Below are 25,345 nucleotides of genomic sequence, written 5' to 3' on the forward strand. Positions count from 1 at the left end.
CCTGAAAGTTCCGGGACGCGACCATCGCGCCCCGGGCATGGTGATCAGTTGGGCGCCTCGACGGCTTCCTTGAGCTTGAGCTCGGCGGCGTAGGCCGCCTTGACCTCTTCCCTGAGCTCGGCCGAGCCCTTTTCGACGGGCGGGAAGTCGAGATTGGCCATCACCTGGCGAACGCTTTCGGTGCGGCCGGCTTCCAGCAGGGCCTTCTCGAGCGTGGCGACGACGTCGTCCGGCATGCCGGCGGGGCCGACGAGAACCAGTTTCGAGCCATAGCTCGACATGTAGCCATATTCGTTCATCGTCTTGATGTCGGGGCTCGCCACCAGACGCTCCTCGCCGGTCGAGGCGATGGTCTTGATCTTGTCGGGGTATTTCTGGTGCGCGCCGCCGCTATAGGCGATGTCGAAATCGCCGCCGAGCAGCCCGCTGATCATGCCCGCGCCGCCTTTCACCGGCACGAAGTTCAGCTCCAGTCCCTCCTGCTTGGCGACCAGCTCAAGCTGCACCTTGGAAGCCGGCGTGATCGTCGCGACCTTGGCGCCGGGGTTTTCCTTGGCGAAGGCAACGAACTCGTCGAACGTGTCGTAGGGGCGATCCATCGGCGCGGCGAAGGCCGGCTGATAGGCGGCGATCGAGCCGATCATGGTGAAGTCGTCGACCATGTAATCCGCGGCCGGGTTCCAGATCTGGTTGGTGGCAACGGCGGTTGATGGCGCCAGCATCAGGGTGTAGCCGTCCGGCTTGGCCATCTTCAGCTTGAGCGCGGCGACGCTGCTGGCGGCGCCGGGCAGGTTCACCACGATGATCTGCTGGCCGAGGGTCTCCTTCATCTCCTCGAACAGGACGCGGCCGATCGTGTCGGTGCCGCCGCCGGCCTCGTAGCCGATCAGCGCGGTGATGGCTTTCTCGGGGTAGTCCGCCGCAAGCGCCGCCCCTGCGGCGAGGCTCGCCGCGGCAAAGGCCGCGGCGGCGGCGAGTTTCTTCAGTATTGTCATGAGTTCCTCCCGGTTTCATTGAATGCGACGGTCCCTTGCGACAGGGCGAGGGCCGCGCGGGTGCGGCGCCGGATTTCGGCCAGCGCCAGGATCGCGATGAGCGCGACGGTGAGGCCGATGAACACGGCCGCAATCGGATGCTGCACAAGGTTGGTGACGTCCCGATCAAGCAGCGGGATCGTCTGGCGCAGGGTCAGTTCCAGCGACGGCCCGATGACGAAGCCGATCAGGAAGGTGACAAAGGAAAAGTCGAGTTTCTTCGCCAGGACGCCGAACACCGCGAAGACCAGCATCACCCCGATGCCAAACAGGCCGCCGCCCTGCATGAATGCTCCGATCATGCAGAAGAACAGGACCGCGGGCGCAATCACCCGCATCGGCGAGCGGATCACCCAGGCGAAGAACGACTGGCCGATAATGCCGATCGCCAAGAGGGCGAAGCTTGCCACGATCATCGCCGCGTAAAGGGCCTGGACGATCTCCGCGTCCTCCACAAACATCAGCGGACCAGGCGTGATCCCGTGGATGACGAAGGCGGATATCAGGATCGCCGCGATCACCGAGCCGGGGATGCCGAGCGCGAACAGCGGCACGAAGCTGGAGGGCACCACCGCGTTGTCCGCGCTTTCGGAGGCCGCGACGCCTTCGATTGCGTCCTTGCCGAAGTGTTCCGGGGTCTTCGACATGCGCGCGGTCGCGCCATAGGACATGAACGAGGCAACGCTTGCGCCAAGGCCCGGCAGGATGCCGACGAAGACGCCGATTCCGGTGCCGCGCAGGATCACGGGCAGGCAGCGGCGCCAGTCCTGACCGGTCACCCGACTGTCGTCCGGATCGGATGAGACGCGGATTTCGGCCACCTGGCGATCCAGGGCGCGGTGGTTCGCCATCTGCAGGATCATTTCCGACACCGCCATCATGCCGATGGCCACGGGGATCAGCGACAGGCCGTCGAACAGTTCCAGCCGGCCGAAGGTGAAGCGGGGCACAGCGGTTTCGATCTCCATGCCCACCGTGGCGACCAGGAGGCCGAGCGTGCCAGAGATCAGCCCCTTGACCAGTGAATTGCCGGCAAGCGCGCCGATGAAGGTCAGGGAGAAGAGCAGGATTGCGAACTGTTCGACCGGCCCGATCTCGAGTGCGAACTGGGCGAGCGGCGCGGCCAGTGCGATCAGGCAGAGGGTCGAGATCAGGTCGCCGATCACCGAGGCGTAAAGCCCCATCTTCAACGCCTTGCCGGCCTTGCCCTGTTGAGCCAGCGGATAGCCATCGAAGGCCGTGGCGGCCGAGGACGGCTCGCCGGGCGTGTTCATGAGGATGGCGGAGATCGCACTGCCGGCAGTCGAGCCCTTGGCGATGCCGATCAGGAGGCCGATGGCCGAAACGGGCTCCAGATAGAAGGTCACCGGGATCAGGATAGCCGTGGCCGTGCCCTTGCCGAGCCCGGGGATGGCGCCGACCGCGTACCCCACGGCCACGCCGAAGCAGACATAAAGCAGCGTCCAGAAATTGGCGATCGATGCGAAACCGGCGGCGAGCGGAGCGAAGAATGTATCGATCATTGGAAGCTCGTCCCCAGCACGACGTAAAACAGCAGCCAGGCCCCGCCCATGAGGCCGGCCGGCAGCAGGGTGAGCATGGCGATCCGCCGCTCGCCCAAGGCCAGCATCGGCAGGATGATGATCATCAGCCCCGGCAGAAGCGGCCCGGTGTAGATGAAGAGCAGCGTGGCGACGGTAGAGAGAGCGAAGACGCCGAGCGTGGCGACGATCTCGTTCCGGCTGAAGATCGGTCCGCTGTCAGCGCGTTCCAGCCGCAGCGACAGAAGCGACTGGACGATCAGCACCAGGCTCAGCACCACAAGAATGGCCGCACACAGACGCGGCATCATGCGCGGCGATATGATCGCCGCCGGCGCCTCGGCGATCTGCCAGGGGATCAGCACAAGCCATAATAAAATACCGAATGCCATCAGCACGAAGCCGGAAACCAGCTCTGCCTTTTTCATGTTTTCCCTCCCAACCGGTTATTCCGGCGTTCTTTTGCCGCTACCTTTACGGGAGTTTGGGAGGCTTGAATAACTCAAAGATTGACCACCGGGTATAAGGTTTTTATTATACCGGCGCATGAAGCTCAGAAATCTGAACACCTTTATCGAGATCGCCCAGGCCGGATCGCTGTCGAAGGCGGCGGGCAGTCTCGGCATTGCGCAGCCGGCGCTCAGCCAGCTTGTCGCCAATCTCGAACATACCTTGGGCGCGACGCTGTTTCACCGCCGCACGACGGGGATGGAACTGACGCCGGCGGGCGAGATGTTCCTGAAATATGCCAAGAAGATCTCGGCGGATTTCGAGCAGGCGAGGCTCGATGTGAAACATGCCAGCCAGGTGCCGGCGGGCGAGGTCTCGGTGGTGATCGCCGCCGCCATCTCCAATCTTGTGGCGCCGGAGCTGATGATGCGCGCCGAGGCGCTGTTCCCCGATGTGAAGATCACGGTGCGCCGCGCGATGAGCTACCCGGCAGCCCAGCTGATCCGGGAAGGGCAGGTCGATGTCGGCATCGTGCCGGGGGCGAAATCCATGCCCAACGTCAAGGCGGAACTCGCCTATATCGACGAGATGATCTTTGCCGGCGGGATCGGCATGCCGCTCGACCAGCCGGGGCCGATCTCGTTCGCGGAGGCCTGCCGCGCGCCGCTGGTGCTGCCGTCCCAGGGGCACCTCACACACAGGACCATCGACCAGGTCGCCTTCGATCGCGGCCTGCACCTGAACCTGCGCACCCGGCAGGACAGTTCCTCGTTGCTGCGCAAGCTGCTCGCCTGCGGCTATGCCTATACCATCATGCCGCGCGCGGGCATGCTGGAGGGCGTGCGCGAGGGCAAGCTGTTCATCCGCCAGATTCCCGACCTGCCGCTCACCCGGCAGATGTTCGTCATCACCAGCAAGGACCGCCCAAATTCCGCCGCGGTGCGCGCGGTGCGCACGCTCCTTTGGCAGCAGCTCGAACGGCTGAGCGCGGAGGGATTCGTGCCGAGCCTCGTGCCGCGGGAATCCTCGCCGAACGACTATCCGATTCCCGCGCCCGCAGCGCATGAGGCTGCCGGTCGGGCCGGAAACGTCTGAGGTCGTCAGCCCGCGTTCTGCAGGGAGATCACCCGGCTTTCGGACAGTTCGCCCGCCTCCGACAGGATCGGATAGGAGACTGCAGCGATATGGGCGTTGATGCGCTTCAGGTCGCGCAGGATGTCGAGATGGAGCGTGGAGGAGCCGAGCGTTTCCGGTCGTCCGTCCTGCAGGCGCTCGATATGTTTCTTCTGCGAGCGTTCCTCGATCTGGCGGACATGCACCTTTTCGGCGGTCAGGCGGCGGGCGAGGTTGACGTCGCGGCTGAGGAACACCGATTGCGCCAGTTCGAGGTTCAGCAGTGTCTGGCGGTAGAGCTCGCCGATCTCCTCCTCGCCGGCGGTGGAGAACTTCACCTGCCGGTCGGTCTTCTTGCGCGCCATTTCCGAAAGGTCGCGGTCGATGATATCGCCGATATGTTCGAGATTGATGGCGTAGGACAGGATTTCGCGCATGCGTGCGTTCTCGTCCTTGCTGAGCTCGGTGCGACCGAGGCGGGCGAAATAGAGCTTCAGATCGGTGAGCGCGGCGTCGACGCGGTCGTCGAGCTTGGAGATGTCGCGCCCGGCGTCCGGGTCGTCGACCAGCAGCGAGCGCAGGTTCAGCTCCATCATCAGCGCCACCTTGTCGCCGATGCGCAGCACCTCGCGTGCCGCGCCGCCGAGGGCGAGAGCCGGGGTTTCAAGCGCCGCGTCGTCCAGATAGGAGGTCTCGCCCCGCTCCGTGGCGGGATCGGGCCAGAGCAGGCGGCAGAGGCGGTCGAGCGGGCCGAGCAACGGCAGGAACAGCGCAAGCAGGATGGCGTTGAAGGCCAGATGCGCGGCGATGGCGAGCCGGGCGTCGGGCGGCATCAGGCCGGCGAGATAGGGTCCGGTGATGCCGGCGGTAGCGAGCACCAGCAGCGCCCCGATGCCGCGCACGGCCAGATTGCCGCGCACGAGACGACGCGCCTTGGGGCCATCGCCGGCAACCGCCAGGCAGGGCGGCACAGCGCCGCCGAGATTGGCGCCAGCCACCAGCACCAGCACCAGTGCGGGCGTGACCGCGCCGCTCTGGGCGAGCATCGAAATGAAAAGCACGACGGCGAGGCTGGAGGACGAGGCGAAGGCCAGCACGGCGGCAAGCAGCAGGCCGAAGATCAGGCCCTGATCGAGCGCGGACAGGATCGCTCCTGTCACCTCCGCCGCGCGTAGCGGGGCCGTTGCGGCGCCGAGGAGTTCCAGCGCCAGCAGCATCAGGCCGAGGCCGATCAGCGCCTTGCCGATGCCGCGTCCGCGCGCCAGCCGGCTGCGGCCATGGGTAATGACGCCGCAAAGGATGAGCGCGGGCGCGAGCCAGTGCAGGTCGCGCACCAGAATGGCGGCGGTGAGCGCGGTGCCGAGATTGGCGCCCAGAAGCACCGCCTGCGCCATGCGCGGGGCGATGATGTTGCGCGAAACGAAAGAGCCCGCGATCACGGCAGTGGCGGTCGAGGATTGCACGGCGATGGTGACGAGCATGCCGGAGATCGCCGCGAAAACCCTGTTGCCGGTGCCCTTCGCGATGCCCTGTCGGAGCGAGGCGCCGAAGCCGGAAAGCACGCCGGACTTGATCATGCGCAGCGCCCAGAGAACCAGCGCGCCTGCGCCGAGAAGATCGATGAGCTGGATGGTCGAGTTCATGCCGCGCCTCCGCTTCGTATCGCGGGCGGCACGCCGCTGTCAGCTTTTGCTTGAGCAGCGCGGAGCAAGGCATTACGGTGGTGAATGAACATGAGTGCAGATATTTTCAAAGGTTGTGCATGACCGGATCGACGACGCCGCGCGCCGACAGGGTTTCCTACGTCAGCGCCAACGAGGTGGCGGAACGCGCCGGGGTCTCCCGCTCGGCCGTGTCGCGTACCTTTTCCGGCGCCGGCAGCGTCGCCCCCGCCACGCGGCGCAAGGTGCTGAAAGCTGCGGAGGAACTGGGCTATCATGCTAATCTCCTTGCGCGTGGTCTGGTCGGCGAACCCTCCCGGATCGTGTGCCTGATCGCAGCCGATGTCGGTCAGCCTTATCATAGTGCGATGATCGACAAGGTCACCCGCCAGCTTCAGCTTCACGGCAAGGTGGCGATGATGATCAATACCGCCGGCGATGATGATAGCGTCAGCCAGGCTTTGAGGCAAAGTTTGCACTTCCGTGCAGAGGCTTCGGTCGTGCTCAGCGGGTCGCCGCCGGCGAAGCTGGTACAGAGCTGCCTTTCGAACGGCCAGCGCGTTGTGCTCGTCAACCGCGACGATGATGCCGAGGGCGCCGCGCGCATCCGCATCGACAATCGCTCGGCCTGTCGCGAGGCGCTGGCGCTGCTCAGGCGGGCGGGCTGCACGCGGCTGGCCTGCGTGTCGTCGCAGGCGCGCACCTCCTCCATGACCACGCGGGAAAGCGCCTTTGCCGCTGCCGCCGCCGAGGTCGGGGTCGAGATCGATGTCGTCCGGGTCGGTCCCACCAGCTATGAGACGGGGCAGGAGGCGGCGCGCGTGCTGCTCGGGCGGTCCAACCCGCCCGACGGTGTGTTCTGCGTGACCGACCTTCTGGCCTTCGGCTTCATCGATGCCGCGCGCACCATATTCGGCGTCGAAATCCCGCGCGATCTCTGCGTGATCGGCTTCGACGATGTGCCGCAGGCGCGCTGGTCGGGCTATGAACTCACCACGTTCCGCCAGCCCATGGACGAGATGGTCGCGCGCATTGCCGAGATCCTGACCTCGGACACCAGCGGCAGCGATTCCGCCTTCGCGGCCCTGCCGGTCTGGCGCAAGACCGTGCGCATGGGATAGAGCGCGTAGACCGTTCACGGTGAGACGCAGTCGCTCCGTCTCCCCGGCTTTGCGCAACATGGGTCGGAAAACCGGTATCCGCTTTTCCTCGCGTTGCCCTAGCACGGAACAAAGGCCTCCTTCAGCCGGCCGAGGGCCGTCCGTTTCGCGTCTTCACCGGTCAACAAAAGGCCGAGTGTGCGCAGGAAAACCGCCAGAATGGCGGCGTCGGAGCCTGGCGGGTCCTCCCTGCCGGCGCAGCCTCGCGCAAGCTCCGCATAAAGCGCGCGACGCTCCTTCGATACCCCGGCTGCAGCACCGCCGCCGGCCTCGCGCAGGCGGTACCAGTCGATGAAGATATCGGCGAGGGCAATATCGGGGAGCCCGGTTTGCGGGAGCGACAGAAGGTTGGCGATCTCGGGCAGGCGCGCGGTCGTGACCATGGCCTGCATCCGCGGCGGCCAATCCTCCGGCAGGCGGCGCTCAAGAACGATTGCGCGGAAGTGACGGTCAAGAAACGCGCGGTAATCCGCGACGGACAGGATCGAGCCGCTCTGCCCCGTGCGGTCGGCTTCGGCGGCATAACGGGCGAACCAGGCGTCGAAACCGGGGGCGTCGGAGACAGCGCGATCCGATATCTCCATCCCTTCGGAGCCGATCTCAAGGCACTTCCAGCCGGCCGGAAAGGCGACGGTCGAGGGCACGGAGACGTTGACAAGCCCATCAGCGACGGCGGTGGCGTCTACATGCCAGTGGCCGCTGAAATGGAGCGGAATGCCGGTGGCCGCTATGGCGGCGACGACATCCGGCGCCGGCATCCGGCGCGCGCCGGCGCGCGAGCCGGGCAGGGTCTCGAGCGCCGCGGTCAGCCCCCGAAAGATATCGGCGACGGGATAGTGCGAAAACGCGACGAGCCTTTTGTTTTCGGTTCTGGCCCGGCGGACGACATCGCGTATCCAGTCAAGCAGATAGGGCTTGTGCCGGACCGTCGCGTTCCAGCCCTCCTTGCTGCGGTCGTCATGGCCGCCGTCCGAATTCGGCAGATAGACATTGGCGTCGATTGAGAGCAGCCACAGCCCCTCGACCGGCTCGACCAGATAGGACATGTCGCTGACGAGGGCGCTCTCGCCGCCTTCCGCGGTGGTCCGCGCCCTGCGATCCGCCATGTCGGGCGATGCGCCGAAAGGGGTTTCAAAGTGGAGGTCGGAAGGCTGCGGGCAGTAACCAAACCGGGCGGCATAAGGCAGCGTTTCATCATAACCGACCATGCGCATGCCGGGGCAGAGCTGTGCGCCGTTGACGCGCGTCAAGCCCTCGCCCGCCTGACGCTGAACATGACCGTCCGGGTCCACGAAATTCTTCGCCAGCGGCTTGCCGTCCATCGACCACTGGTCGTGGTTGCCGGGCGTGGCGAAGAAGCGGATGCCGTGCCGGCGGCTATAGTCCGAAAGCAAATCCGAGACGGCCTGCCAGTTCGCGGGCTGGCCGTCATCCGTCAGATCGCCGGCGATGATGCAGAGCTTGATCCCCTCGGCCGCGACGGCGTCAAGCGCCGCGCGAAACGCCGCCTCGCTTTCGTTGAAGATGCGGGTCGAATGCAGACTGTCGGCTAGCGAGCGCACGAACGGCATCTCGGCGGCGGCGCTGCCGAAGCGGACGTCATGCAGATGCGGATCGGACAGGACGGCAATGCGGATCATCGCGGTTGCCTGTCCGCGTGTTCGGGGTCGCGGTGGTCGATGCGGTCGATCCAGGCAGATGCCTTGCGGGTGGCCTCGACCAGCATCGGCTTCGGTGCCTCGAACCATTCGTCCGGGCGCAGCTCGCGCCTTGTGCGCACATGGTCCAGCGCTGCCTCGAGCGTCGGATAGCGATCGGGCATCTGCTTGTGCAATAGCAGCGCCACCAGCGCCACGGAGCGGCTGCGACCGCCGCGGCAGTTCACCAAGAGGTTGCCGCGTTCGCGCCGCGGATAGGAGGCGCGGTTCGGCAGGATCTGCGACAGCGCGCCGAGCAACTGGTAGTAGCCGGCAAGGATCATGGTTTCGGCATTGCCTGCGCCATCGACAAGGCCGAGCTTGTAATAGCGATAGGCGCCATGACCATAGATCAGATGGCCTTCTTCCACCGCCGGATCGGGCGCATCGACGACGTTGATATCGAGATTGACGGCGCAGTTCACCACGGTGGTGATGTTGTGTTTGCGCAGCAGCGGCAGGTTCGACATGCCCTCGCGGCCGCCGACATAGACGGCGATGCCATAGGGCTCCAGCCGCTCCTCGATCAGGCTGATCTCCGGACGGTCGTAGCGGGGCGATTTGGGCATCGGGCTGGCGTGGTTCATGCGATCATCCTTGCGCGGTCAGTTTCGTTTGTAAGCGATGCCAGCTTGATGCCGGTGGCGGCGCTGACTTCCGAGGCGAGCGCCGGAACGACGGCCAGCACGGGGCCGCCCTGGCCGAGGCCATCTGCCGGCAGGTCGCTGACCCGCCCGCCGGCCTCTTCGACCAGAAGCAGGCCGGCGAGGCAATCCCAAGCATTCATGTGCAGCTCGGCATAACCGTCCGAGCGGCCATCCGCAACATAGGCAAGCCCCAGCGCGCCCGATGCGCCGCGGCGGACATTCGCGCCGTGATCGAGCAGCCGGTTCATCACCGTCAGATAATCCTTCTGCGGCCGGCGGTTGCTCCAGCCGAGCTCCAGGCAGGCGGCGGAGAAGCTGCGGGTTCCGGCGACATGGATCGGCCGGTCGTTGCAGGTCGCTCCCGCGCCGCGCCGGGCAAACCAGAGTTCCTTCGTCGCCGGGGCGTAGATCGCCCCAAGCTCGGTGATGCCGTCGCGCACATAGGCGATCGAAATGCAGAAATGCGGGATGCCGCGCGCGAAATTGGCGGTGCCGTCGATCGGATCGACGACCCAGACAGAGCGTCCGGAAACCGCGCCGCCGGTCTCCTCACCGAGGAACTCGTCTTCCGGCAAGGCTTCGGCGAGGCGTGACTTCAGATGCGCTTCAACGGCGGCGTCGGTCTCGGTCAGGAAATCCTGCGATCCCTTCATCGCGATCTCTTCGGATTCGCGGCGGCGGAAACCGTCGAGCGCGATCTGGCCAGCGCTCTGAACAAGGGAAAGGCACAGCGCGGCGCGATCGATGATCTGCTGGTCTGCGGGTTTGGCTGCTTGGCTCATACAGGAGTAACTCCGTTCAAGAGATGGCGCGCGGGCGCCGGTGTTTAAGGTCGTGCCGGACCGTCACAGGGCGGGGGCAAGCGCGCTTGCGCGGCGGCGAAAATCGATGGCGTTTGCGACCCGGTCGAGCGTTGGAAAGCGGCCGCCGGGGCCATGCGCGACATAACCCGGGCAATGATGCGCCGGCGCGCCATCCGGCTGTTTGCCGAGCGTCAGCGGGCGATAGCTGCCGCCGGCCCGCTCCAGGATCAGGATCGCGGCGGTGACGTCCCAGGCGTTGACGCCGAAGCCGGCGGCCGCGTCCGCCCAGCCGGCCGCGACATGGCAGAGGCTGAGCGCTGCGCTGCCGGGACGGCGCAGGCATGAGAAGGCGGAGATCAGATCGCCGAGCCCGGCCAATGCCGCCTCGCGTCCTTCCAGGCGGAAATCGCGCTGCACCGGATAGCCGGTGATCAGCGTCGCGCGCGCCTCTTCGCGGGCTTCTGGGCAGCTGAGCGGCGCGCCGTTTAGAAAGGCGCCGTCGCTGTCTGCGGAAAACATGGTGTCGGACATCGGGTCGTAGACCGCGCCGGCGACGATCTTGCCGTCGACCACGGCCCCGATCGAGACGCACCAGAAGGCAAGGCCGGCGGCGAAGTTCGAGGTGCCGTCGATCGGATCGACGAACCATTTGACCGGCCCCTTGCCGATCTCGCCGCCTTCCTCGCCGACAATCGCCGAGTTCGGCACCTCGGCCAGCAATTGCTCGCGAATGATCGCCTCGGTCCGCTTGTCGTGCACCGTTACCGGATCGTGCAGATCGACCTTGTAATCCACGGTCATGTCGACGCGAAACACGGTGGCCAGCGGTGCTCCCGCAGCGCGGGCCACGGTTTCGGCGACGTCGCGCAGACGGGCGGGCGAGGGGATCGCGGTATCGGCGATGGCGGTCATTGGGGCTTGTCCTTCATTGTCCTGTCCCCGGGCCCAGCAAGGGCCCGGGGTTTCGCGGCTTGGGAGATCAGCGGCTGTAGTGGATGCGCCAGAAATCCTGCCAGTCCTGGCGGGTGTCCCAGTCTTCCAGGCCGGTCGTGGAATCATAGGCCTGCAAATTGTCCCAGAGATCGACGATGCCGGATGGCTCGTCGGCGGGCATGGCGATCGTGGTGTTGGTCGGCACCTTGCCGTCAACCATCTGCGGTGCGATGCCTTCTTCCGTCAGGACGTAATGCACGAACAGCTTGGCCGCGTTCGGGCTGTCGGTGCCCGAAGCGATCAGCGCCAGCTTGGAATAGGTCCAGCCGACCCAGGGCTCCAGCGTGTCGCAGATCGCCATCTTGTGACCCTTGTCCTCGACATCGCGGAACTTGGCGGACGACATCAGTCCGATGAAAGGCTTCTCCTGGCCGGGCGCGCCCACGGCGGCGGAGGTGTTGTCGTCGCCTTCGGTCACCAGCGGCGCATTTGCCCCGATCGCCGCGACCCAGGCCTTTGTGGCGCTGTCGAACTCGGTTTCGAGCGGCTTGCCGTAATGCGCCTCGTAGGCGGCGCGAACCTCGTCGTCGTGGTGGCTTTCCATCTGGCTGAACCAGTCGGTGTAGCTCGACTTGGAAAGCGGGTCGATCAAGGCGAAGCGACGGTTCCATTCCGGATCGGTCAGCGCCCAGATATTGTCCACCGGGCAGGCGTCATAGACCTCGGTGTTATAGGCGAAGACGTTGGCGTTGGTGGTCGCCGTCAGCGGGTCCTGATAGCTCGCCGGGATCACGTCGGCCATGTCCGACGGCAGGTAGCTGTAGACGAAGTCCTCGGGAATAAGCTGGGCAAGTGCTGCCGGCGCGTCGGTGATCATCAGCACATCGCCCTGCACATTGCCTGCCTGCGATTCCCGGATCACCATTTCAAGCTGCGAGGTCGCGCTGACCTTCTGGCCGATGGCATCGATGCCGTATTTGTCCGAGAAGGCTTCGACCATCTCGACGATCTTGCCGGTGCTGTCATAGACGGTGAGCTGAGGCTCGCCCTTTGCCGACTCGACAAGCGCATCGAGGCTGGAATCCTGTGCCAGCGCCGGCGTTGTGAGCGCCGCGACGAGGGCCAGGGCTGTCATGCTTGTTTGCATCTGCGTCATTCTCTTCATTGCGGGTCTCCTCCCCTTGTGATGGCCGGGCGACGGTGCGCCCGGCCTTGGCATTCATCGTTGGTAGTTCAGGCGCCAGAAATCCTGCCAATCCTGCCGCGTGTCATAGTCCTCGCCCGCGGTGGAAAGGTCGTAGGTCAGCAACTGGTCCCAGGCGGCGCCGATGCCCGAGGGCTCGTCGTCAGGCAGGCTGACTGTGGTGTTGGCGGATTTCTTGCCGTCTTCCGCCTGCGGGGCGATGCCTTCAGCGGTCATCACGTAGTGGATGAACAGCTTCGCCGCGTTCGGGCTGTCGGTGCCGGTCGCAATCAGGCCGACGCCGGCATTGGTGAAGCCGAGCCAGGGCTGAATGCCCTCGCAAAGGCCGAGCTTGTAATCGGAATCCGCATTGTCGCGGTATTTGGCCGAGCTCATCAGCCCCATGAAGCCTTCCTTCTGGCCCGGCGCGCCCACGGCCTCGGCCGCGTTGCTGTCGGAGCCGCCGAGAAGCGGTGCATTGGCCGCAAGCATGGCGACCCACTGTTCTGTCGCGCTTTGTTCGGAGGTGTCGATCGGCTTGCCGAAGAAGTCCTCATAGGCGGCGGCGAGCGCGTCATTGCCGTGGGATTCCATCTGGTTGAACCAGTCGGTGTAGACCGACTTGTTCAGCGGGTCCTGCATGGCAACCTTGCCGCGCCATTCCGGCAGGGTCAGTTCCCAGACGTTGGAGACCGGGCAGGTGTCGTAGAGCTCGGTGTTATAGGTCCAGACATTGGCCATGGTGACCACCACCAGCGGGTCCTGATAGCGCGCCTCGATCACGTCTGCGAGATCCGGCGGCACCCAGCTCACGGCGAAATCGTTCGGCAGAAGCTCGGCGATCGCCGCCGGCGCATCCGAAATGATCGAGACGTCGCCCTGCACGTTTCCGGCCATCGCCTCGCGCGCCATCATCTCGAGCTGGGCATGGGCCTTGACCTTCTGGCCCACCGCGTCGACGCCGTATTTCTCGGAAAAGTTCTCCGCCATGGTCACGATCTTGCCGGTGCTGTCGAACACTGTCAGTTGCGGCTCTCCCTTTGCCGCCTCGATCAGCACGTCGAGATCGAATTCCTCGGCCTGAGCGCCCATCGCCGTCAGGCAAAGGGCGATCGCGCCGGTGGCTTTCAACATCATCAGTCTCATGTCTTTCCTCTCCTCCCGTTGAAATGGTTGCGGCCCGCTTCTCCGGCGGGCCGGCATTTATCGGCTGTAGTGAATGCGCCAGAAATCCTGCCAGTCCTGGCGCTTGTCGAAGTCTTCCGCCGCGGTGGCGGTGTCGTAGACCATCAGTTCGTCCATGTAGTCCGCGACGCCCGATACTTCCTCCGGATTGGCCGGCACGGCGCTGTTGGACGAGACCTTGCCGTCGACCGACATCGGCGCAATGCCCTCCTCGCTGAGCAAATAGTGGACGAAGAGCTTCGCCGCGTTAGGGCTGTCCGTGCCCGCAGCCATCACGGCAAGGCCCGGATAGAGCCAGCCGGCAAAGGGCTGCATGCCGCCGCAGATGCCGAGCGCGGTTTCGCCGCTCTCATTGGAGCGGAACTTGGCGGTGGACATGATGCCGAAGAACGGTTCCTCCTGCCCGACCGCGCCCACGGCCTCGGCGACCGATGTGCTGTCGCCGAGAAGTGGTGCGTTCTCGCCATACATCCGCACCCATTGCTGGGTGGCGCTTTCCTTCGACCGATCGATCGCCTTGCCGAAATGGGCCTCGTAGGCTTCGGCCATGGCGTCGTCGTGATGGGTTTCGAGCTGGTTGAACCAGTCGGCGTAATTGGGCTTCACCAGCGGGTCGAGCATGGCGACCTTGCCGTGCCATTCCGGCTCGGTCAGCGCCCAGATATTGTCGACCGGGCAGGTATCGTAGGCTTCGGTGGAGTAGGCCCAGACATGCGGGTCCGAGACCACGACCAGCGGGTCCTGCTGGCCTTCGGGAATGTTGCCCGCAAGGTCCGGCGGCAGCCAGCTTGTGACGATGCCTTCCGGGATCAACTGCGCCATGATGGAGCCGACATCGGCGGCAACGCTCAGATCGCCGACAATGTTGTCGGCCTGATATTCGCGGATCATCAGGTCGATCTGATCGGCCTCGTTCACCTTCTTGCCGGTGGCCTCGACGCCGTAGGCGGCGGTGAAGGCCCCGGCGGTGCGCACGATCTTGCCGGTGACAGCATAGACGGTGATCGGCGGCTCGGCCCGTGCGGCCTCGATGAGCGCGTCGAGGTTGAATTCGCTTTCCTGGGCCTGCGCTGCGCCTCCCAGTGCGATTCCTATCGCAAGCGTGGTGAGCGCGGTGGCGGGTTTGAGTTTGATGGTCAAGTGTTTCTCCTCCCTTTGAAACAGTGTTTTATGCGGCGGCCGCGGCCAGAACCTCATCCGCCGCGCGGATGCGCTCGCCCTTGGCGTCGAAGACGTTGAGCGCGCGGGCCGGAACGCGGAAATACATCCGGTCGGCCTCGCGCACGGTGGGCGCCACATGCGTGTTCATGAAGATCACCTCGTCGCCGGTCTCGAGCTCGATGATCCAGCTTCCGCCGGTGGGCAGGATCGCGGCCACCCGCGCCGGCGCGCCAAAGTCGCTGTCGGCGAGGTCGTCCTTGCCGGCGACCAGCGAAATCGCCTCGGGTCTTATGCCGACGGAGCCGATGTCGGAAATCTCCGGATGGCGTCTGGCGAGAAAGCGCATCACGTTCTGGACCAGCTCGTCCTTGCGGTCGAAATCGAGGATGTTGATCGGCGGCGAGCCCACGAATTCGGCGACGAAGCGGTTGGCGGGCCGCTCATAGATGTCGTCGGGCGTGCCCAATTGCTGCAACGTGCCCTCGTTCATCACCGCGATCGTGTCGGCAAGCGTCATCGCCTCCCACTGGTCGTGGGTAACGAACACGATGGTGGTCGAGAACTGGGTGTGGATGCGCTTGAGTTCAGCGCGCATCTCAAGGCGCAGGCGGGCATCAAGGTTCGACAACGGCTCGTCGAGCAGCAGGACGCTCGGGTTCACCGCCAGCATTCTGGCAAGCGCCACGCGCTGCTGCTGGCCGCCCGAAAGCTGCGAGGGGTAGCGTTTGCCATACTTGCCGATGCCGAGCGCCTCCATCACCTCGGCGGTGCGCTTCTGGCGCTCGGCCTTGGCGACCTTGCGCAGCTTCAGGCCGAATTCGACATTCTCCTCGATCGTCAGATGCGGCCACAGCGCGTAGCTCTGGAACACCAGGCCCATGCCGCGCTTTTCGGGTGCCATGAAGGTGGCAGTCTCAGGGCAATCGACGACCCGGTCGCCGACGGCCAGTTCGCCGCTGGAGAGGTTCTCCAGCCCGGCGATCATCCGGAGCGTCGTGGTCTTGCCGCAACCGGACGGGCCGAGCAGGCAGAGGAATTCTCCGTCGGCGACCGAGAGGTCCAGCTTGTGGATCGCCTCATAGGCGCCGTAGCTCTTCTTGATGTTCTTCAGCGTAATTCCCGGCATGGCTTATCCTCCCAGGCCTTCGGCGAGATTTGTCTTGGTGAGTTTTTGTGCCGCGAGCGTGCCGAAATAGGCGAGCCCGGCGACGATCAGGACCACCGCATTGGCGGCCTGGGTGTAGTTGTAGTCGACGAGCCGCAGCGAATAGGTCGTCAGCACGTCGGTGGAAGGCACGGCCAGCACCACGAACAGACTGAGGCCCTTGATGCCCGAGATGAACGGCAGCAGCACGCCGGTGACCAGCGATCCCTTCTGGATCGGCACGACGATGCGGGTCATGCGGTGGAACCAGCTCGATCCCGCGACCTGCGCGGCCTCCTCCGGCTCCTTGCCGAGCTGCATCATTGCCGAGATGCCGGCGCGCGAGGCATAGGGCATCTGATCGGCAATCAGCGCCAGGATCAGGATCGCCATCGTGCCGTAAAGCGCCGGTATCGGGCCGCGTTGCACGGCAAACAGCGACAGATAGGCGGCGGCAAAGGCGATGCCCGGCACCAGATAGGGGAAGAACGTCACCTGCCGGAGGAAGGTGCCGAGCGGGCGCAGCGGCGTGCGCACCACGGCGTAGCCGACAAGCAGACCCAGGAGCCCCGAGACGACCGAGGCCGAGCCGACGATCCACAGCGTGTTCCACGCCGCGCTCCACAGTTCCGGCGTCAACAGGATGCCCTGCTGCAGCGCGACCGTGTCCAGATTGGTGCCGAGCCAGTAATCGAGCGTGAAATTGTCCCAGGTGAAACGCGCCGGCACATGCATGACGGTCGACAGGAACAGGGTGAGAACCGGCAGGCCGACGCTGATCAGGAAGATGAAGGCGGCGAAACCGGTCGCGGGCAGGCGCAGGCCGCGCAGCCGGCTCAGCCGGTTCATCGAACCCTTGGAGCCGACGGTGACGAACCTGCGGGCCTCGCGGATCAGATAGGCGTCGATCAGGAGCGTCATGATGCCAAGCAGCATGATCGAGGCGGCGAGCACGCCGGCAACGCCGGTCTGGCGCGAGCCGAGATTGCGGTAGAGCGAGGTGGCGAGCACATCGAACTTCACCGGAAGGCCCAGCACATAGGCTACGCCGAACTCGCCGAGGCATTTTGCGAAGATCAGGACGATCGCCGAGATCAGCGCCGGCTTCATCAGCGGCAGCACGATCGACCAGGCGATCCGGCCGCGGCTCGCGCCCAGCATCCGCGCGCTGTCCTCAAGCTGGCTGTCGAAGCGGCGGAGCGCGCTGCCGAACAGTAGGATGATGAAGGGGGTATAGTGCAGGGCCAGGATGATGGTGATCGGCACCTGACCGTAGGCCAGCCAATCCGGCGGCGAAAAGCCCAGTGCCTCGACCCAGCCCTGCTGGCCGCCGACCGTGCGGTTCTTGAACAGCGTGGTCCAGGCGAGCGCGAAGGTCCAGGCCGGCAGCATGTAGGGCACGATCAGCGCGGTCGCGAACCAGCGCCGCGCGAACATGTCGGTGCGGCTGATCAGCCAGGCGAGAATGCCGCCGACGATCACCGATACGATGATCGCGCCGAACGCGACGCTGAGCGTGTTGCGCAAAGGCTCCCAAAACATGTCGCGGGCGACCGGGGAGAAGAAGGTCCTGTGCAGGTAGTAGGTGGTCCACTCTCCCACGCCGGTGCCGGTGCGCCGTGAATCGCCGAACTGCGTCTGCACGGCGTCGAGCAGGATCGAGACGATCGGAACGACGATCAGATAGGTGAACAGGGCCGCCATCAAGAGGCCGATCACCGTGGTCGGCTCCCGCATCGCGATCCGCGTGCGATATTTCAGTCGTGTGGTCCAGCTCGAACCGGCCGGCCGACCGATTGGCTCCGCGGCGTTACTCATTGCGCAAACTCCGCAGGCGCAGTGGTCGCATCATCTGTTTCATATCTCTCCTCCCGTATTCGCCGGAACCCATCTGCCAGTTTTCCGCTTGCACTCCCGTGCATTTGCAGAACCCGAAACGGCCATGGATCGACGATCTGATGCCCACGCTTGCAGCATTTTCTGAAGGAGTCAAAGAAAAAATTATAGAAATAACACGCAAGTGCAATAAAAAATATTATATAAACTATTGATAAATATGTGTTTTTTACCGTTAATAAAATTTTTAGGAGAAAATAATGCACATATGTGCATAACCGCGAATGCTGTTCGTTCGACAAGCAACTGGCGTAGAAGAGATGCGGGGAACTGGCGCCAATGTCTCGGTGGCCAGGCATGGTTGGCCAGGGTCGTCAAGCTACGACAATCTAGGCGGCGGGGGCGCAGCGGCATGCGCTCGCGTCCGTATTCTTGGAAAAGAGCGGTGACCGACGAGCCGATACTCTTTCCAGGCTGGGTGCCGGCCGTTATGACTTGTCCATATGTACGGTCAAGCAGTTTTCGCGCTCTCCCGGCGGCTCAAGGGCGGGCGAGAGGCAAAGCGGTTGGCGCGGCGTTCATGCCGCGCCCGCTGTCACGAAAAGATCACGCCCTTGCGCAGGATGAAATTGCCGTAGGGGCGCATTTCGCTGGACTGGACCACGGCGAACGCCTCCCTGGCGCGCTCGTAGAAGGCGAACCGCTCCAGCCCGACCGGCTTGTGGCCGAGAGCGTCGAGCGTCGGCATGGCCTCCGCGATCACCGGCGGAACGGCCTCGGGGGCGCCCACGACCTGCATGGTGAGAACCGGATCGGGTTCGAATTCATCGATCGGCAGCACAGAAGTGATCGCCGAGAGCGCCTGCAGAGCGTCGCAACCAATCGTGAGCGCCGAGCCGTAGACGGTCTGCTCGCCGACGGAGGCAGCGGGGAAATTGGCGTCCACGATCACGATCTCGTCGCCATGGCCCATCATTGCGAGGACGTGCAGCAGGTCGGGTCCGAGAAGCGGGTCAATCCCTTTCAGCATGAGGTTTCCTTTCAAGGCAACGGGTTTCAGCGCCCACGGTCGTCGTGGGTGAAGACCCGTCATATGGCTTGCCCGGTTCGAAAGCAATAAGGCGCGGGCCCGCGCGATCGCACGGCGTTGTCATCCGTTTGCCTATCGGGTGCGGGAAAGCTATAGTCCCGAAAAAACAAAAGCCAAATTGCGGAAAGAAAACGGCTTTCTGCTCAGGCGCGGAGCCGCGATGACCTTCGAGCAATTGCGCATCTTTGTCGAGGTGGCCGAGCGGCAGCATGTCACGCAGGCCGCGCAGGCGCTCAATATCGCACAGTCCGCGGCCAGCCACGCGATCGCCCAGCTCGAGGCGCGCTATGACGTGCAGCTTTTCTACCGCGTCGGTCGGCGGATCGAACTATCCGAGGCCGGCCGCGCCCTGCTCACCGAAGCGAGCGCGATCCTGGGCCAGGTGGAGCGCGCCGAGCTGGCGCTGAGCGAGTTCAGCACGCTTTTGCGCGGGACGCTGCAGGTCGAGGCGAGCCAGACGATCGCGAGTTACTGGCTGCCGGCGCGGCTTGCCGCCTTTCGTCGCGCCCATCCCGGCATCAATCTGCGCATGAAGATCGAGAACACCCAGCAGGTCGCGGACGCGGTGCTGACGGGCGCGGTGGAACTCGGCTTCGTCGAAGACGAGGTCGCGCATCCCCAGCTTGTCTGTCACCCCGTCGCCGCCGACCGGCTGATTGTGGTCGTCGCGCCCGAGCATCCCTGGGCGGGGCTGAAGCGGCTCGACCCCGCGAAAATGTCGGAAAGCGACTGGGTGCGGCGCGAGACCGGGTCGGGCACGCGCTCCGCCTTCGAACACGCCGCCAGCGCGATGGGCGCGGATGTGGCGGGCTTTCGCATCGCGATGGAACTGCCGTCCAACGAGGCGGTGCGCGCGGCTGCCGAAGCCGGGCTCGGGGCGGCGGCGATGTCGGCTTCGGTCGCAGCACCCAGCCTGGAGGCGGGTCTGCTGCACCACGTCCCGATCGAACTGCCGGAACGGCAGTTCATCGCCCTGCGCCTCGCCGCCCGCCGCCCGACACGCGCCGTAGCGGCGTTTCTCAGCCGGCTCGGCATTGTCGAAGCGGTCAATGGCGCGGAGGCCGAAGGGCAGGGTTGAGGCTTGGGCTCGGCGCGATGTATGGGCGATGCCTCCCATAAATGATCGATGGACCGGATTTCGTATCCGCAATCCATCTTGAATCCAGATTGATTGCATCCGATCACAGTATTGGACCGCCTTCCCCGGCTTCTCTACCTTTGCGCTAACCGGAATTCCGGGTGAGGAAGCCGACAATGCGCAACGCCAGTCACGAAGGTATCGAGCCGCAGGCCAATGATAAGGTCGACAGCCAGGTTGTGGGCAGCGCCTTGACCGGGCCGCAACTACCGCCCGAAGGCCACGAGCCCGACTACCGCTTCACGCTTGCCAATGAACGGACCTTCCTTGCATGGGTCCGCACGGCGCTGGCGCTTCTGGCCGGCGCGGTGGGGCTGATGCATTTCGCCAAACCGCTGACCGGCCTCGACCCCGACAAGCTTTTCGGCATCGTGCTGGCTTCAGCCGGCCTCGTGGCGATCATTTACGCAACCTGGCGCTGGCACAGCGTCCAGCGGGCCATGTCGCATGACGCGCCGTTGCCCGGCGGCACGGCCATCTGGTTCCTGTCCGGTCTCATTATCCTGACCGGCAGTCTCGCCGGGATCACCGCGCTTGTCACCGGAGGTCTCGTGTGATGCGAAAAGGGCAAGCCCATGAGCGAACGCCTCATTCCCGGACGACCCGGATTGCAGCCCGAGCGGACGGACCTCTCATGGGTGCGCACTGCGTTGGTTGTGGCCATCAATGGCGGGTTGTTGCTTCTGCGCGAAGGAGGGTCGCCGGGCCTGCTGTCAATTCTTGGCGGCAGCTTTGCCATGGCGCTTGCCATCATGATGATGCTGACCGGCTTCCGGCGCACGCGGCTTTTGCGCCTGCGCCCGCTGCCACGCGATCTCGCGCCGCGACAGGAGGTGCTGCTCACCGGCGTCTCTGTCGCCTTCTTGGGGGCGATCACGCTGCTGATGATCCTCGTTCGCTGACCACGGCGACGCACCAGTCGTTTCCGTTCATTCTCATGCTTCAAGGAGCCTCAGATGGCGCGCAATGACCGCGGCGCGAACGCCGCCCCCTCGCAGCAAGCCCTGCATGACAGCGCCGCCCCGGATGAAGGCGACGGCGTCGTCACGTCTCCCAAGATCGGCGACCATGTGGCGAAGACCACCTGCTACATGTGCGCCTGCCGCTGCGGGATCGACGTCCACATCCGCGATGGCAAGGTGCGCTACATCAACGGCAACAAGGACCATCCGGTCAATCGCGGCGTGCTGTGCGGCAAGGGCAGCGCCGGCATCATGCAGCATTACAGCCCGGCGCGGCTCAGGAAACCGCTGTTGCGCACCGGGCCGCGCGGCAAGGGCGAATATCGCGAGATCGAGTGGGAGGAAGCGCTTAGCATCGTCACCGAGCGCCTTGCCCGCATTCGCGCAACCGACCCGAAAAAACTCGCCTTCTTCACCGGCCGCGACCAGTCGCAATCCTTGACCGGCTGGTGGGCAACGCAGTTCGGCACGCCCAACTTCGCCGCCCATGGCGGTTTCTGTTCGGTCAACATGGCCGCCGCCGGGCTTTATTCCATCGGCGGCGCGTTCTGGGAATTTGGCGAGCCTGACTGGGATCGCTCGAAATATTTCATGCTGTTCGGCGTCGCCGAGGATCACGATTCCAACCCTATCAAGATCGGCCTTGGAAAGCTCAAGGCCAACGGCGCCAAGGTGGTGGGCGTCAATCCCTGTCGCACCGGCTATAACGCGATCGCCGACGAGTGGATCGGCATCCGCCCGGGCACGGACGGGCTGTTCGTGCTGGCGCTGGTGCACGAGCTTTTGCGCGCGGGCAAGGTCGATCTCGACTACCTGATCCGCTACACCAATCTGCACCAGTTGGCCATTCGCGACGAGGGGGCCGCCGATGACGGCCTGTTCCTGCGCGATGGCGACGGCAATATCCTGAGCTGGGAGCGGGAGAAGGGGACGACGGCGATCTCCAGCGATCCGACGGTCGCGCCGGCGCTCACGGGCACATTTCAGGCCCTCGGCCGCACCGTCAGCCCGGCCTTCCAGCTTCTCGCCGAGCGCTATCTGTCGCAGGACTACGCGCCGGATGCGGTTGCCGACAAATGCGGCGTGCCGGCCGCCACCATCCGCCGCATCGCCGCGGAACTGGCGAAGGTCGCCTTCGAGGAGGAGATCGAGATTCCCGTCGCCTGGACCGACTGGGCGGGCCGCGAGCACAAGACCATGAAGGGTCGCCCGGTCTCGATGCACGCCATGCGCGGCATCTCGGCCCATTCCAACGGCTTTCACACCTGTCGCGCCATCCACCTGCTGCAGGTTCTGCTCGGAACCGTCGATGTACCCGGCGGCTTTCGCTACAAGCCGCCCTATCCGAAGCCGGTGCCGCCGCCGCTGAAGCCGGCGGGCAAGGATGGCGGCAAGCCGAACACGCCGCTTGGCGGCGCGCCGCTCGGCTTCGTCACCGATCCCGCCGACCTGCTGGTGGACGAAAACGGCGGCCCGGTGCGCATCGACAAGGCCTATTCCTGGCAGGCGCCGTTTTCTGCCCACGGGCTGATGCATATGGTGATCCGCAACGCCTATGAGGGCGATCCCTATCCGATCGACACGCTGTTTCTCTATATGGCGAACATGGCGTGGAACTCGTCGATGAACACATCCGAGACGATGCGGATGCTGACCGCCACGGACGAGAACGGCGACTACAAGATCCCGTTCATCATCTATTCCGACGCCTATCATTCCGAGACGGTGTCCTACGCCGATCTGGTGCTGCCGGACACGACCTATCTAGAACGCCACGACTGCATCAGCCTGCTCGACCGGCCGATCAGCCATGCCGACGGGCCGGGCGATGCGATCCGCCATCCGGTGCTTGAACCCGACCGCGACGTGCGCGGCTTCCAGTCGGTGCTGATCGATATCGGCGCAAGGCTCGGCCTGCCGGGCTTCGTCAACGATGACGGCAGCGCGAAATACCGCGATTATGCCGATTACATCGTCAACCATGAACGCAGCCCAGGCATCGGCCCGCTTGCCGGTTGGCGCGGCGAGAATGGCGACCAGCACGGCCGCGGCGCGCCGAACAAGAACCAGCTCGAGCGCTATATCGAACATGGCGGCTTCTGGCACCATGAGTTCAAGCCCGAGGAGCGCTTCTACAAGATGGTCAACAGAGCCTATCTGGAGACGGCAGTGCAGTTCGGCTTTCTCGGCAAGGCCGAGCCGGTGATCTTCCAGATTTATTGCGAACCGCTGCAGCGCTTCCGCCTTGCCGCGAAGGGCCACGGCCCGGTCCAGCCGCCCGAGGAAGAGCGCGAACGGGTCGCCACCCATTTCGATCCGCTGCCGTTCTGGTCCGAGCCGCTCGAGCAGTCGTTGGTTTCGGCGGATGACTACCCGATCCACGCGCTGACGCAGCGGCCGATGTTCATGTACCATTCCTGGGGCTCGCAGAATGCCTGGCTCCGGCAGGTGATGAACCAGAACAAGCTGTTTGTGCACCGCGATCTTGCCGCAAGCCTGGACCTTGTCGATGACGACTGGGTGTGGATCGAAAGCCCGCATGGGCGGGTGCGCGGCCAGATTTCCCTGGTGGAGGGTGTCAACCCGAACACAGTCTGGACCTGGAACGCGATCGGCAAGCGCCGGCGCACCTGGGGGCTGCATGAAAATGCCGGGGAATCCAATCGCGGCTTCCTGCTCAACCACGCCATAACCGAGCTTTTGCCGCCTGATGCCAGGGGCCGACGCTTCTCCAATTCGGATCCGGTAACGGGGCAGGCGGCGTGGTTCGACCTGCGCATCCGGTTGACAAAATGCACGCCGGAAGAGGCAGGGAGCACCGCCCCGCTGGAACCGCCTGTCGAGTTGCCGCCGGGCCTTTCCGAAGGTCCAGACAAACTGACTTATGGCGCGGAGTTCAAACCGGGCCATACACGGAAGGAGCGCGCGCAATGACCTGTCTTCCCGAAAAGACCGATCGCAAGCTCGGTCTGGCGATCGATCTCGATACCTGTGTCGGTTGCAATGCCTGCGTTACCTCCTGCAAGGAGTGGAATGCGGGCGGGCACATGGCGCCGCTCACCGACCTCAACCCCTATGCCGACAAGGTGGACGGGGTGTTCTTCAACCGGGTCCACACCTATGAGCAGGACACGCCGAAGGGCGGCGCGACCATACACTTCCCGCGCTCGTGCCTGCATTGCGAGACGCCGGCCTGCGTCACGGTCTGTCCCACCGGCGCGTCCTACAAGCGCGCCGCTGACGGGATCGTGCTGGTGGACGAGGACAAGTGCATCGGCTGCAAGCTGTGCTCCTGGGCCTGTCCCTATGGCGCGCGCGAATTCGATGTCGATGTCGGCGTGATGAAGAAATGCACGCTCTGCGTCGACCGGATCTACAACGAAAACCTTGCCGAGGAGGACCGGGTGCCCGCCTGCGTCGCCGCCTGTCCCACGGGCGCGCGCCATTTCGGCGATTTCGGCGATCCGGATTCGGCGATCTCGAAGTTGTCGGAGGAACGCGGCGGCGTCGCGCTGATGCCGGAGCTCGGTTACAACCCGACCAACCGCTACCTTCCGCCGCGCCCCAGACGCGATGCGGCCACCGCGACCGATGCCCTGCCACTCGAGGATGCTTCGCCAGAGGGCGGCTTTCTCGGCTGGGTCGACCGCATGCTTTCGAGGTAGACGCCGATGCATCCCGCCTTTTCCGTTATCTTCTTCACCACCGCTTCCGGCGCGGGCTATGGCCTGCTTTTCCTGCTGGGCCTTGCCGCCGTCTTCGGCCTGTTGCCGCCGGACCCGTGGTTCGGTCTCGCCGGCTTCGGCCTGTCGCTCGGCCTGATCTCGGCCGGGCTGCTGTCATCCACCGCCCATCTCGGCCGCCCGGAGCGCGCCTGGCGCGCCTTCAGCCAGTGGCGGTCGTCATGGCTCTCGCGCGAAGGTGTTTCCTCCGTTGCGACCTATGTTCCTGCCGTCGCACTCGCCTTCGGCTGGGTCATCCTGCAGGCCAGCGGCGGCTGGATGGCGCTCGCCGGCGCGCTCGCCGCCATTGGCGCGGTCGCGACCGTCATCATGACGGCGATGATCTACGCCTCGCTCAAACCGATCGCGGAATGGCACGGTCCCTGGACGCTGCCCTGCTACCTCGTCTTCGCCGCGATGACCGGCGTGACGCTGCTCAACGCGCTGCTTGCTGTCTTCGGCCCGACAAGCCGGTTCGTTGCCGTGCTGGCGGCTGTTCTTGCGCTCGCGGGATGGGCGGTCAAGCGCGGCTACTGGGCCTATCGCGACAGCGGCAAGGCGCAGCCCACCGCCAATCAGGCGCTCGGCCTCGGCGAGGGCCAAATTCGCCAGGTGCAATCGCCGCACAGCGAACAGAATTACCTGCTCAAGGAAATGGGCTATCGCGTCGCCCGCAAGCATGCCGCAAGGCTGCGCCTGATCGCGCAGTGTCTCGCCTTCGCCCTGCCGGCGGCCTGTCTCGCGCTGTCGCTGCTGCTCCCCGGACCGCTGGCGCTGGTGCTCGCGCTTGCCGCAGTGCCCCTGCAACTTGCCGGCATGCTGGTCGAACGCTGGCTGTTCTTCGCCGAAGTGCGGCACACGGTGACGCTTTACTACGGCATGTGA

Annotated in this window: 22 protein-coding genes; 8 read left to right on the forward strand and 14 right to left on the reverse strand. The window is 64.9% G+C overall.

Annotated features, from left to right (window positions below):
* Positions 1–44 precede the first annotated feature (44 nt).
* Genes V6766_RS00395 through V6766_RS00405 form a run of 3 tightly spaced genes read right to left on the reverse strand, consistent with a single transcriptional unit; the run spans position 45 to position 3,003 of the window.
* A complete protein-coding gene (locus V6766_RS00395) occupies positions 45–995 on the reverse strand; it encodes a tripartite tricarboxylate transporter substrate binding protein (protein WP_448462523.1) in 951 nt (316 codons plus the stop codon).
* The gene (locus V6766_RS00400; RefSeq protein ID WP_448462525.1) at positions 992–2,557 is read right to left on the reverse strand and encodes a tripartite tricarboxylate transporter permease; all 1,566 of its coding nucleotides are present in this window, start codon (positions 2,555–2,557) and stop codon (positions 992–994) included. The genes V6766_RS00395 and V6766_RS00400 overlap by 4 nt, the downstream gene beginning before the upstream one ends.
* The gene (locus V6766_RS00405) at positions 2,554–3,003 is read right to left on the reverse strand and encodes a tripartite tricarboxylate transporter TctB family protein (protein WP_448462527.1); all 450 of its coding nucleotides are present in this window, start codon (positions 3,001–3,003) and stop codon (positions 2,554–2,556) included. The genes V6766_RS00400 and V6766_RS00405 overlap by 4 nt, the downstream gene beginning before the upstream one ends.
* A gap of 118 nt (positions 3,004–3,121) precedes the next feature.
* Here V6766_RS00405 and V6766_RS00410 point away from each other — a divergent pair, with 118 nt between their 5' ends.
* Positions 3,122–4,120, forward strand: a complete 999-nt coding sequence (locus tag V6766_RS00410) for a LysR family transcriptional regulator (RefSeq protein WP_448462529.1) — start codon at positions 3,122–3,124, stop codon at positions 4,118–4,120.
* Positions 4,121–4,125: 5 nt separating this feature from the next.
* Here V6766_RS00410 and V6766_RS00415 read toward each other — a convergent pair whose 3' ends face one another.
* On the reverse strand, positions 4,126–5,781 hold the full coding sequence (locus V6766_RS00415) for a Na/Pi cotransporter family protein (RefSeq protein ID WP_448462531.1): 1,656 nt from the start codon (positions 5,779–5,781) through the stop codon (positions 4,126–4,128).
* A 119-nt stretch (positions 5,782–5,900) separates the two neighbouring features.
* Here V6766_RS00415 and V6766_RS00420 point away from each other — a divergent pair, with 119 nt between their 5' ends.
* The gene (locus V6766_RS00420; protein ID WP_448462533.1) at positions 5,901–6,920 is read left to right on the forward strand and encodes a LacI family DNA-binding transcriptional regulator; all 1,020 of its coding nucleotides are present in this window, start codon (positions 5,901–5,903) and stop codon (positions 6,918–6,920) included.
* Positions 6,921–7,018: 98 nt separating this feature from the next.
* On the opposite strand, the gene V6766_RS00425 is transcribed toward V6766_RS00420, so the two are convergent.
* The 10 genes from V6766_RS00425 to V6766_RS00470 form a co-directional block, all read right to left on the reverse strand.
* Positions 7,019–8,599, reverse strand: coding sequence for a metallophosphoesterase family protein (locus V6766_RS00425; protein WP_448462535.1), 1,581 nt, complete (start codon positions 8,597–8,599; stop codon positions 7,019–7,021).
* Entirely contained in the window at positions 8,596–9,243 is a 648-nt protein-coding gene (locus tag V6766_RS00430; protein WP_448462537.1) for a dual specificity protein phosphatase family protein, read from the reverse strand. Before V6766_RS00430 ends, V6766_RS00425 begins: the two co-directional genes overlap by 4 nt.
* Positions 9,240–10,085, reverse strand: coding sequence for an inositol monophosphatase family protein (locus V6766_RS00435; RefSeq protein WP_448462539.1), 846 nt, complete (start codon positions 10,083–10,085; stop codon positions 9,240–9,242). The genes V6766_RS00430 and V6766_RS00435 overlap by 4 nt, the downstream gene beginning before the upstream one ends.
* 63 nt (positions 10,086–10,148) lie before the next feature.
* The gene (locus tag V6766_RS00440; protein ID WP_448462541.1) at positions 10,149–11,018 is read right to left on the reverse strand and encodes an inositol monophosphatase family protein; all 870 of its coding nucleotides are present in this window, start codon (positions 11,016–11,018) and stop codon (positions 10,149–10,151) included.
* Positions 11,019–11,085: 67 nt separating this feature from the next.
* Positions 11,086–12,174 (reverse strand): ABC transporter substrate-binding protein, encoded by a 1,089-nt coding sequence (locus V6766_RS00445; protein ID WP_448462543.1) that lies wholly within the window; start codon positions 12,172–12,174, stop codon positions 11,086–11,088.
* An 84-nt stretch (positions 12,175–12,258) separates the two neighbouring features.
* Complete coding sequence (locus V6766_RS00450; RefSeq protein WP_448463182.1) at positions 12,259–13,359, reverse strand: ABC transporter substrate-binding protein; 1,101 nt, start codon at positions 13,357–13,359, stop codon at positions 12,259–12,261.
* 66 nt (positions 13,360–13,425) lie between these two features.
* A complete protein-coding gene (locus V6766_RS00455) occupies positions 13,426–14,547 on the reverse strand; it encodes an ABC transporter substrate-binding protein (RefSeq protein WP_448462545.1) in 1,122 nt (373 codons plus the stop codon).
* Positions 14,548–14,575: 28 nt separating this feature from the next.
* The gene (locus V6766_RS00460; protein WP_448462547.1) at positions 14,576–15,694 is read right to left on the reverse strand and encodes an ABC transporter ATP-binding protein; all 1,119 of its coding nucleotides are present in this window, start codon (positions 15,692–15,694) and stop codon (positions 14,576–14,578) included.
* Between the two features lie 3 nt (positions 15,695–15,697).
* On the reverse strand, positions 15,698–17,530 hold the full coding sequence (locus V6766_RS00465; protein ID WP_448462549.1) for an ABC transporter permease: 1,833 nt from the start codon (positions 17,528–17,530) through the stop codon (positions 15,698–15,700).
* A gap of 613 nt (positions 17,531–18,143) precedes the next feature.
* On the reverse strand, positions 18,144–18,578 hold the full coding sequence (locus V6766_RS00470; protein ID WP_448462551.1) for an RbsD/FucU family protein: 435 nt from the start codon (positions 18,576–18,578) through the stop codon (positions 18,144–18,146).
* 220 nt (positions 18,579–18,798) lie between these two features.
* Here V6766_RS00470 and V6766_RS00475 point away from each other — a divergent pair, with 220 nt between their 5' ends.
* From V6766_RS00475 to V6766_RS00500, 6 genes are all read left to right on the forward strand, one after another.
* On the forward strand, positions 18,799–19,716 hold the full coding sequence (locus V6766_RS00475) for a LysR substrate-binding domain-containing protein (RefSeq protein ID WP_448462553.1): 918 nt from the start codon (positions 18,799–18,801) through the stop codon (positions 19,714–19,716).
* Between the two features lie 176 nt (positions 19,717–19,892).
* Positions 19,893–20,333, forward strand: coding sequence for a YidH family protein (locus V6766_RS00480; protein WP_448462555.1), 441 nt, complete (start codon positions 19,893–19,895; stop codon positions 20,331–20,333).
* An 18-nt stretch (positions 20,334–20,351) separates the two neighbouring features.
* The gene (locus V6766_RS00485) at positions 20,352–20,678 is read left to right on the forward strand and encodes a DUF202 domain-containing protein (RefSeq protein WP_448462557.1); all 327 of its coding nucleotides are present in this window, start codon (positions 20,352–20,354) and stop codon (positions 20,676–20,678) included.
* A gap of 54 nt (positions 20,679–20,732) precedes the next feature.
* On the forward strand, positions 20,733–23,672 hold the full coding sequence (locus V6766_RS00490; RefSeq protein ID WP_448462559.1) for a molybdopterin oxidoreductase family protein: 2,940 nt from the start codon (positions 20,733–20,735) through the stop codon (positions 23,670–23,672).
* Entirely contained in the window at positions 23,669–24,403 is a 735-nt protein-coding gene (locus tag V6766_RS00495) for a 4Fe-4S dicluster domain-containing protein (protein ID WP_448462561.1), read from the forward strand. Before V6766_RS00490 ends, V6766_RS00495 begins: the two co-directional genes overlap by 4 nt.
* Positions 24,404–24,409: 6 nt before the next feature.
* The gene (locus tag V6766_RS00500; protein WP_448462563.1) at positions 24,410–25,345 is read left to right on the forward strand and encodes a dimethyl sulfoxide reductase anchor subunit family protein; all 936 of its coding nucleotides are present in this window, start codon (positions 24,410–24,412) and stop codon (positions 25,343–25,345) included.

This window comes from Martelella sp. AMO21009, assembly GCF_053484295.1.

Bases quoted from the DNA above. Each gene is read 5' to 3' on its own strand.
- V6766_RS00430 (WP_448462537.1), bottom strand. From the start codon at position 9,243: ATGAACCACGCCAGCCCGATGCCCAAATCGCCCCGCTACGACCGTCCG.
- V6766_RS00450 (WP_448463182.1), bottom strand. From the start codon at position 13,359: ATGATGTTGAAAGCCACCGGCGCGATCGCCCTTTGCCTGACGGCGATG.
- V6766_RS00440 (WP_448462541.1), bottom strand. From the start codon at position 11,018: ATGACCGCCATCGCCGATACCGCGATCCCCTCGCCCGCCCGTCTGCGC.
- V6766_RS00405 (WP_448462527.1), bottom strand. From the start codon at position 3,003: ATGAAAAAGGCAGAGCTGGTTTCCGGCTTCGTGCTGATGGCATTCGGT.
- V6766_RS00490 (WP_448462559.1), top strand. From the start codon at position 20,733: ATGGCGCGCAATGACCGCGGCGCGAACGCCGCCCCCTCGCAGCAAGCC.
- V6766_RS00395 (WP_448462523.1), bottom strand. From the start codon at position 995: ATGACAATACTGAAGAAACTCGCCGCCGCCGCGGCCTTTGCCGCGGCG.
- V6766_RS00415 (WP_448462531.1), bottom strand. From the start codon at position 5,781: ATGAACTCGACCATCCAGCTCATCGATCTTCTCGGCGCAGGCGCGCTG.
- V6766_RS00475 (WP_448462553.1), top strand. From the start codon at position 18,799: ATGACCTTCGAGCAATTGCGCATCTTTGTCGAGGTGGCCGAGCGGCAG.
- V6766_RS00410 (WP_448462529.1), top strand. From the start codon at position 3,122: ATGAAGCTCAGAAATCTGAACACCTTTATCGAGATCGCCCAGGCCGGA.
- V6766_RS00460 (WP_448462547.1), bottom strand. From the start codon at position 15,694: ATGCCGGGAATTACGCTGAAGAACATCAAGAAGAGCTACGGCGCCTAT.
- V6766_RS00420 (WP_448462533.1), top strand. From the start codon at position 5,901: ATGACCGGATCGACGACGCCGCGCGCCGACAGGGTTTCCTACGTCAGC.
- V6766_RS00465 (WP_448462549.1), bottom strand. From the start codon at position 17,530: ATGAGTAACGCCGCGGAGCCAATCGGTCGGCCGGCCGGTTCGAGCTGG.
- V6766_RS00495 (WP_448462561.1), top strand. From the start codon at position 23,669: ATGACCTGTCTTCCCGAAAAGACCGATCGCAAGCTCGGTCTGGCGATC.
- V6766_RS00485 (WP_448462557.1), top strand. From the start codon at position 20,352: ATGAGCGAACGCCTCATTCCCGGACGACCCGGATTGCAGCCCGAGCGG.
- V6766_RS00480 (WP_448462555.1), top strand. From the start codon at position 19,893: ATGCGCAACGCCAGTCACGAAGGTATCGAGCCGCAGGCCAATGATAAG.
- V6766_RS00425 (WP_448462535.1), bottom strand. From the start codon at position 8,599: ATGATCCGCATTGCCGTCCTGTCCGATCCGCATCTGCATGACGTCCGC.
- V6766_RS00445 (WP_448462543.1), bottom strand. From the start codon at position 12,174: ATGACAGCCCTGGCCCTCGTCGCGGCGCTCACAACGCCGGCGCTGGCA.
- V6766_RS00435 (WP_448462539.1), bottom strand. From the start codon at position 10,085: ATGAGCCAAGCAGCCAAACCCGCAGACCAGCAGATCATCGATCGCGCC.
- V6766_RS00400 (WP_448462525.1), bottom strand. From the start codon at position 2,557: ATGATCGATACATTCTTCGCTCCGCTCGCCGCCGGTTTCGCATCGATC.
- V6766_RS00500 (WP_448462563.1), top strand. From the start codon at position 24,410: ATGCATCCCGCCTTTTCCGTTATCTTCTTCACCACCGCTTCCGGCGCG.
- V6766_RS00470 (WP_448462551.1), bottom strand. From the start codon at position 18,578: ATGCTGAAAGGGATTGACCCGCTTCTCGGACCCGACCTGCTGCACGTC.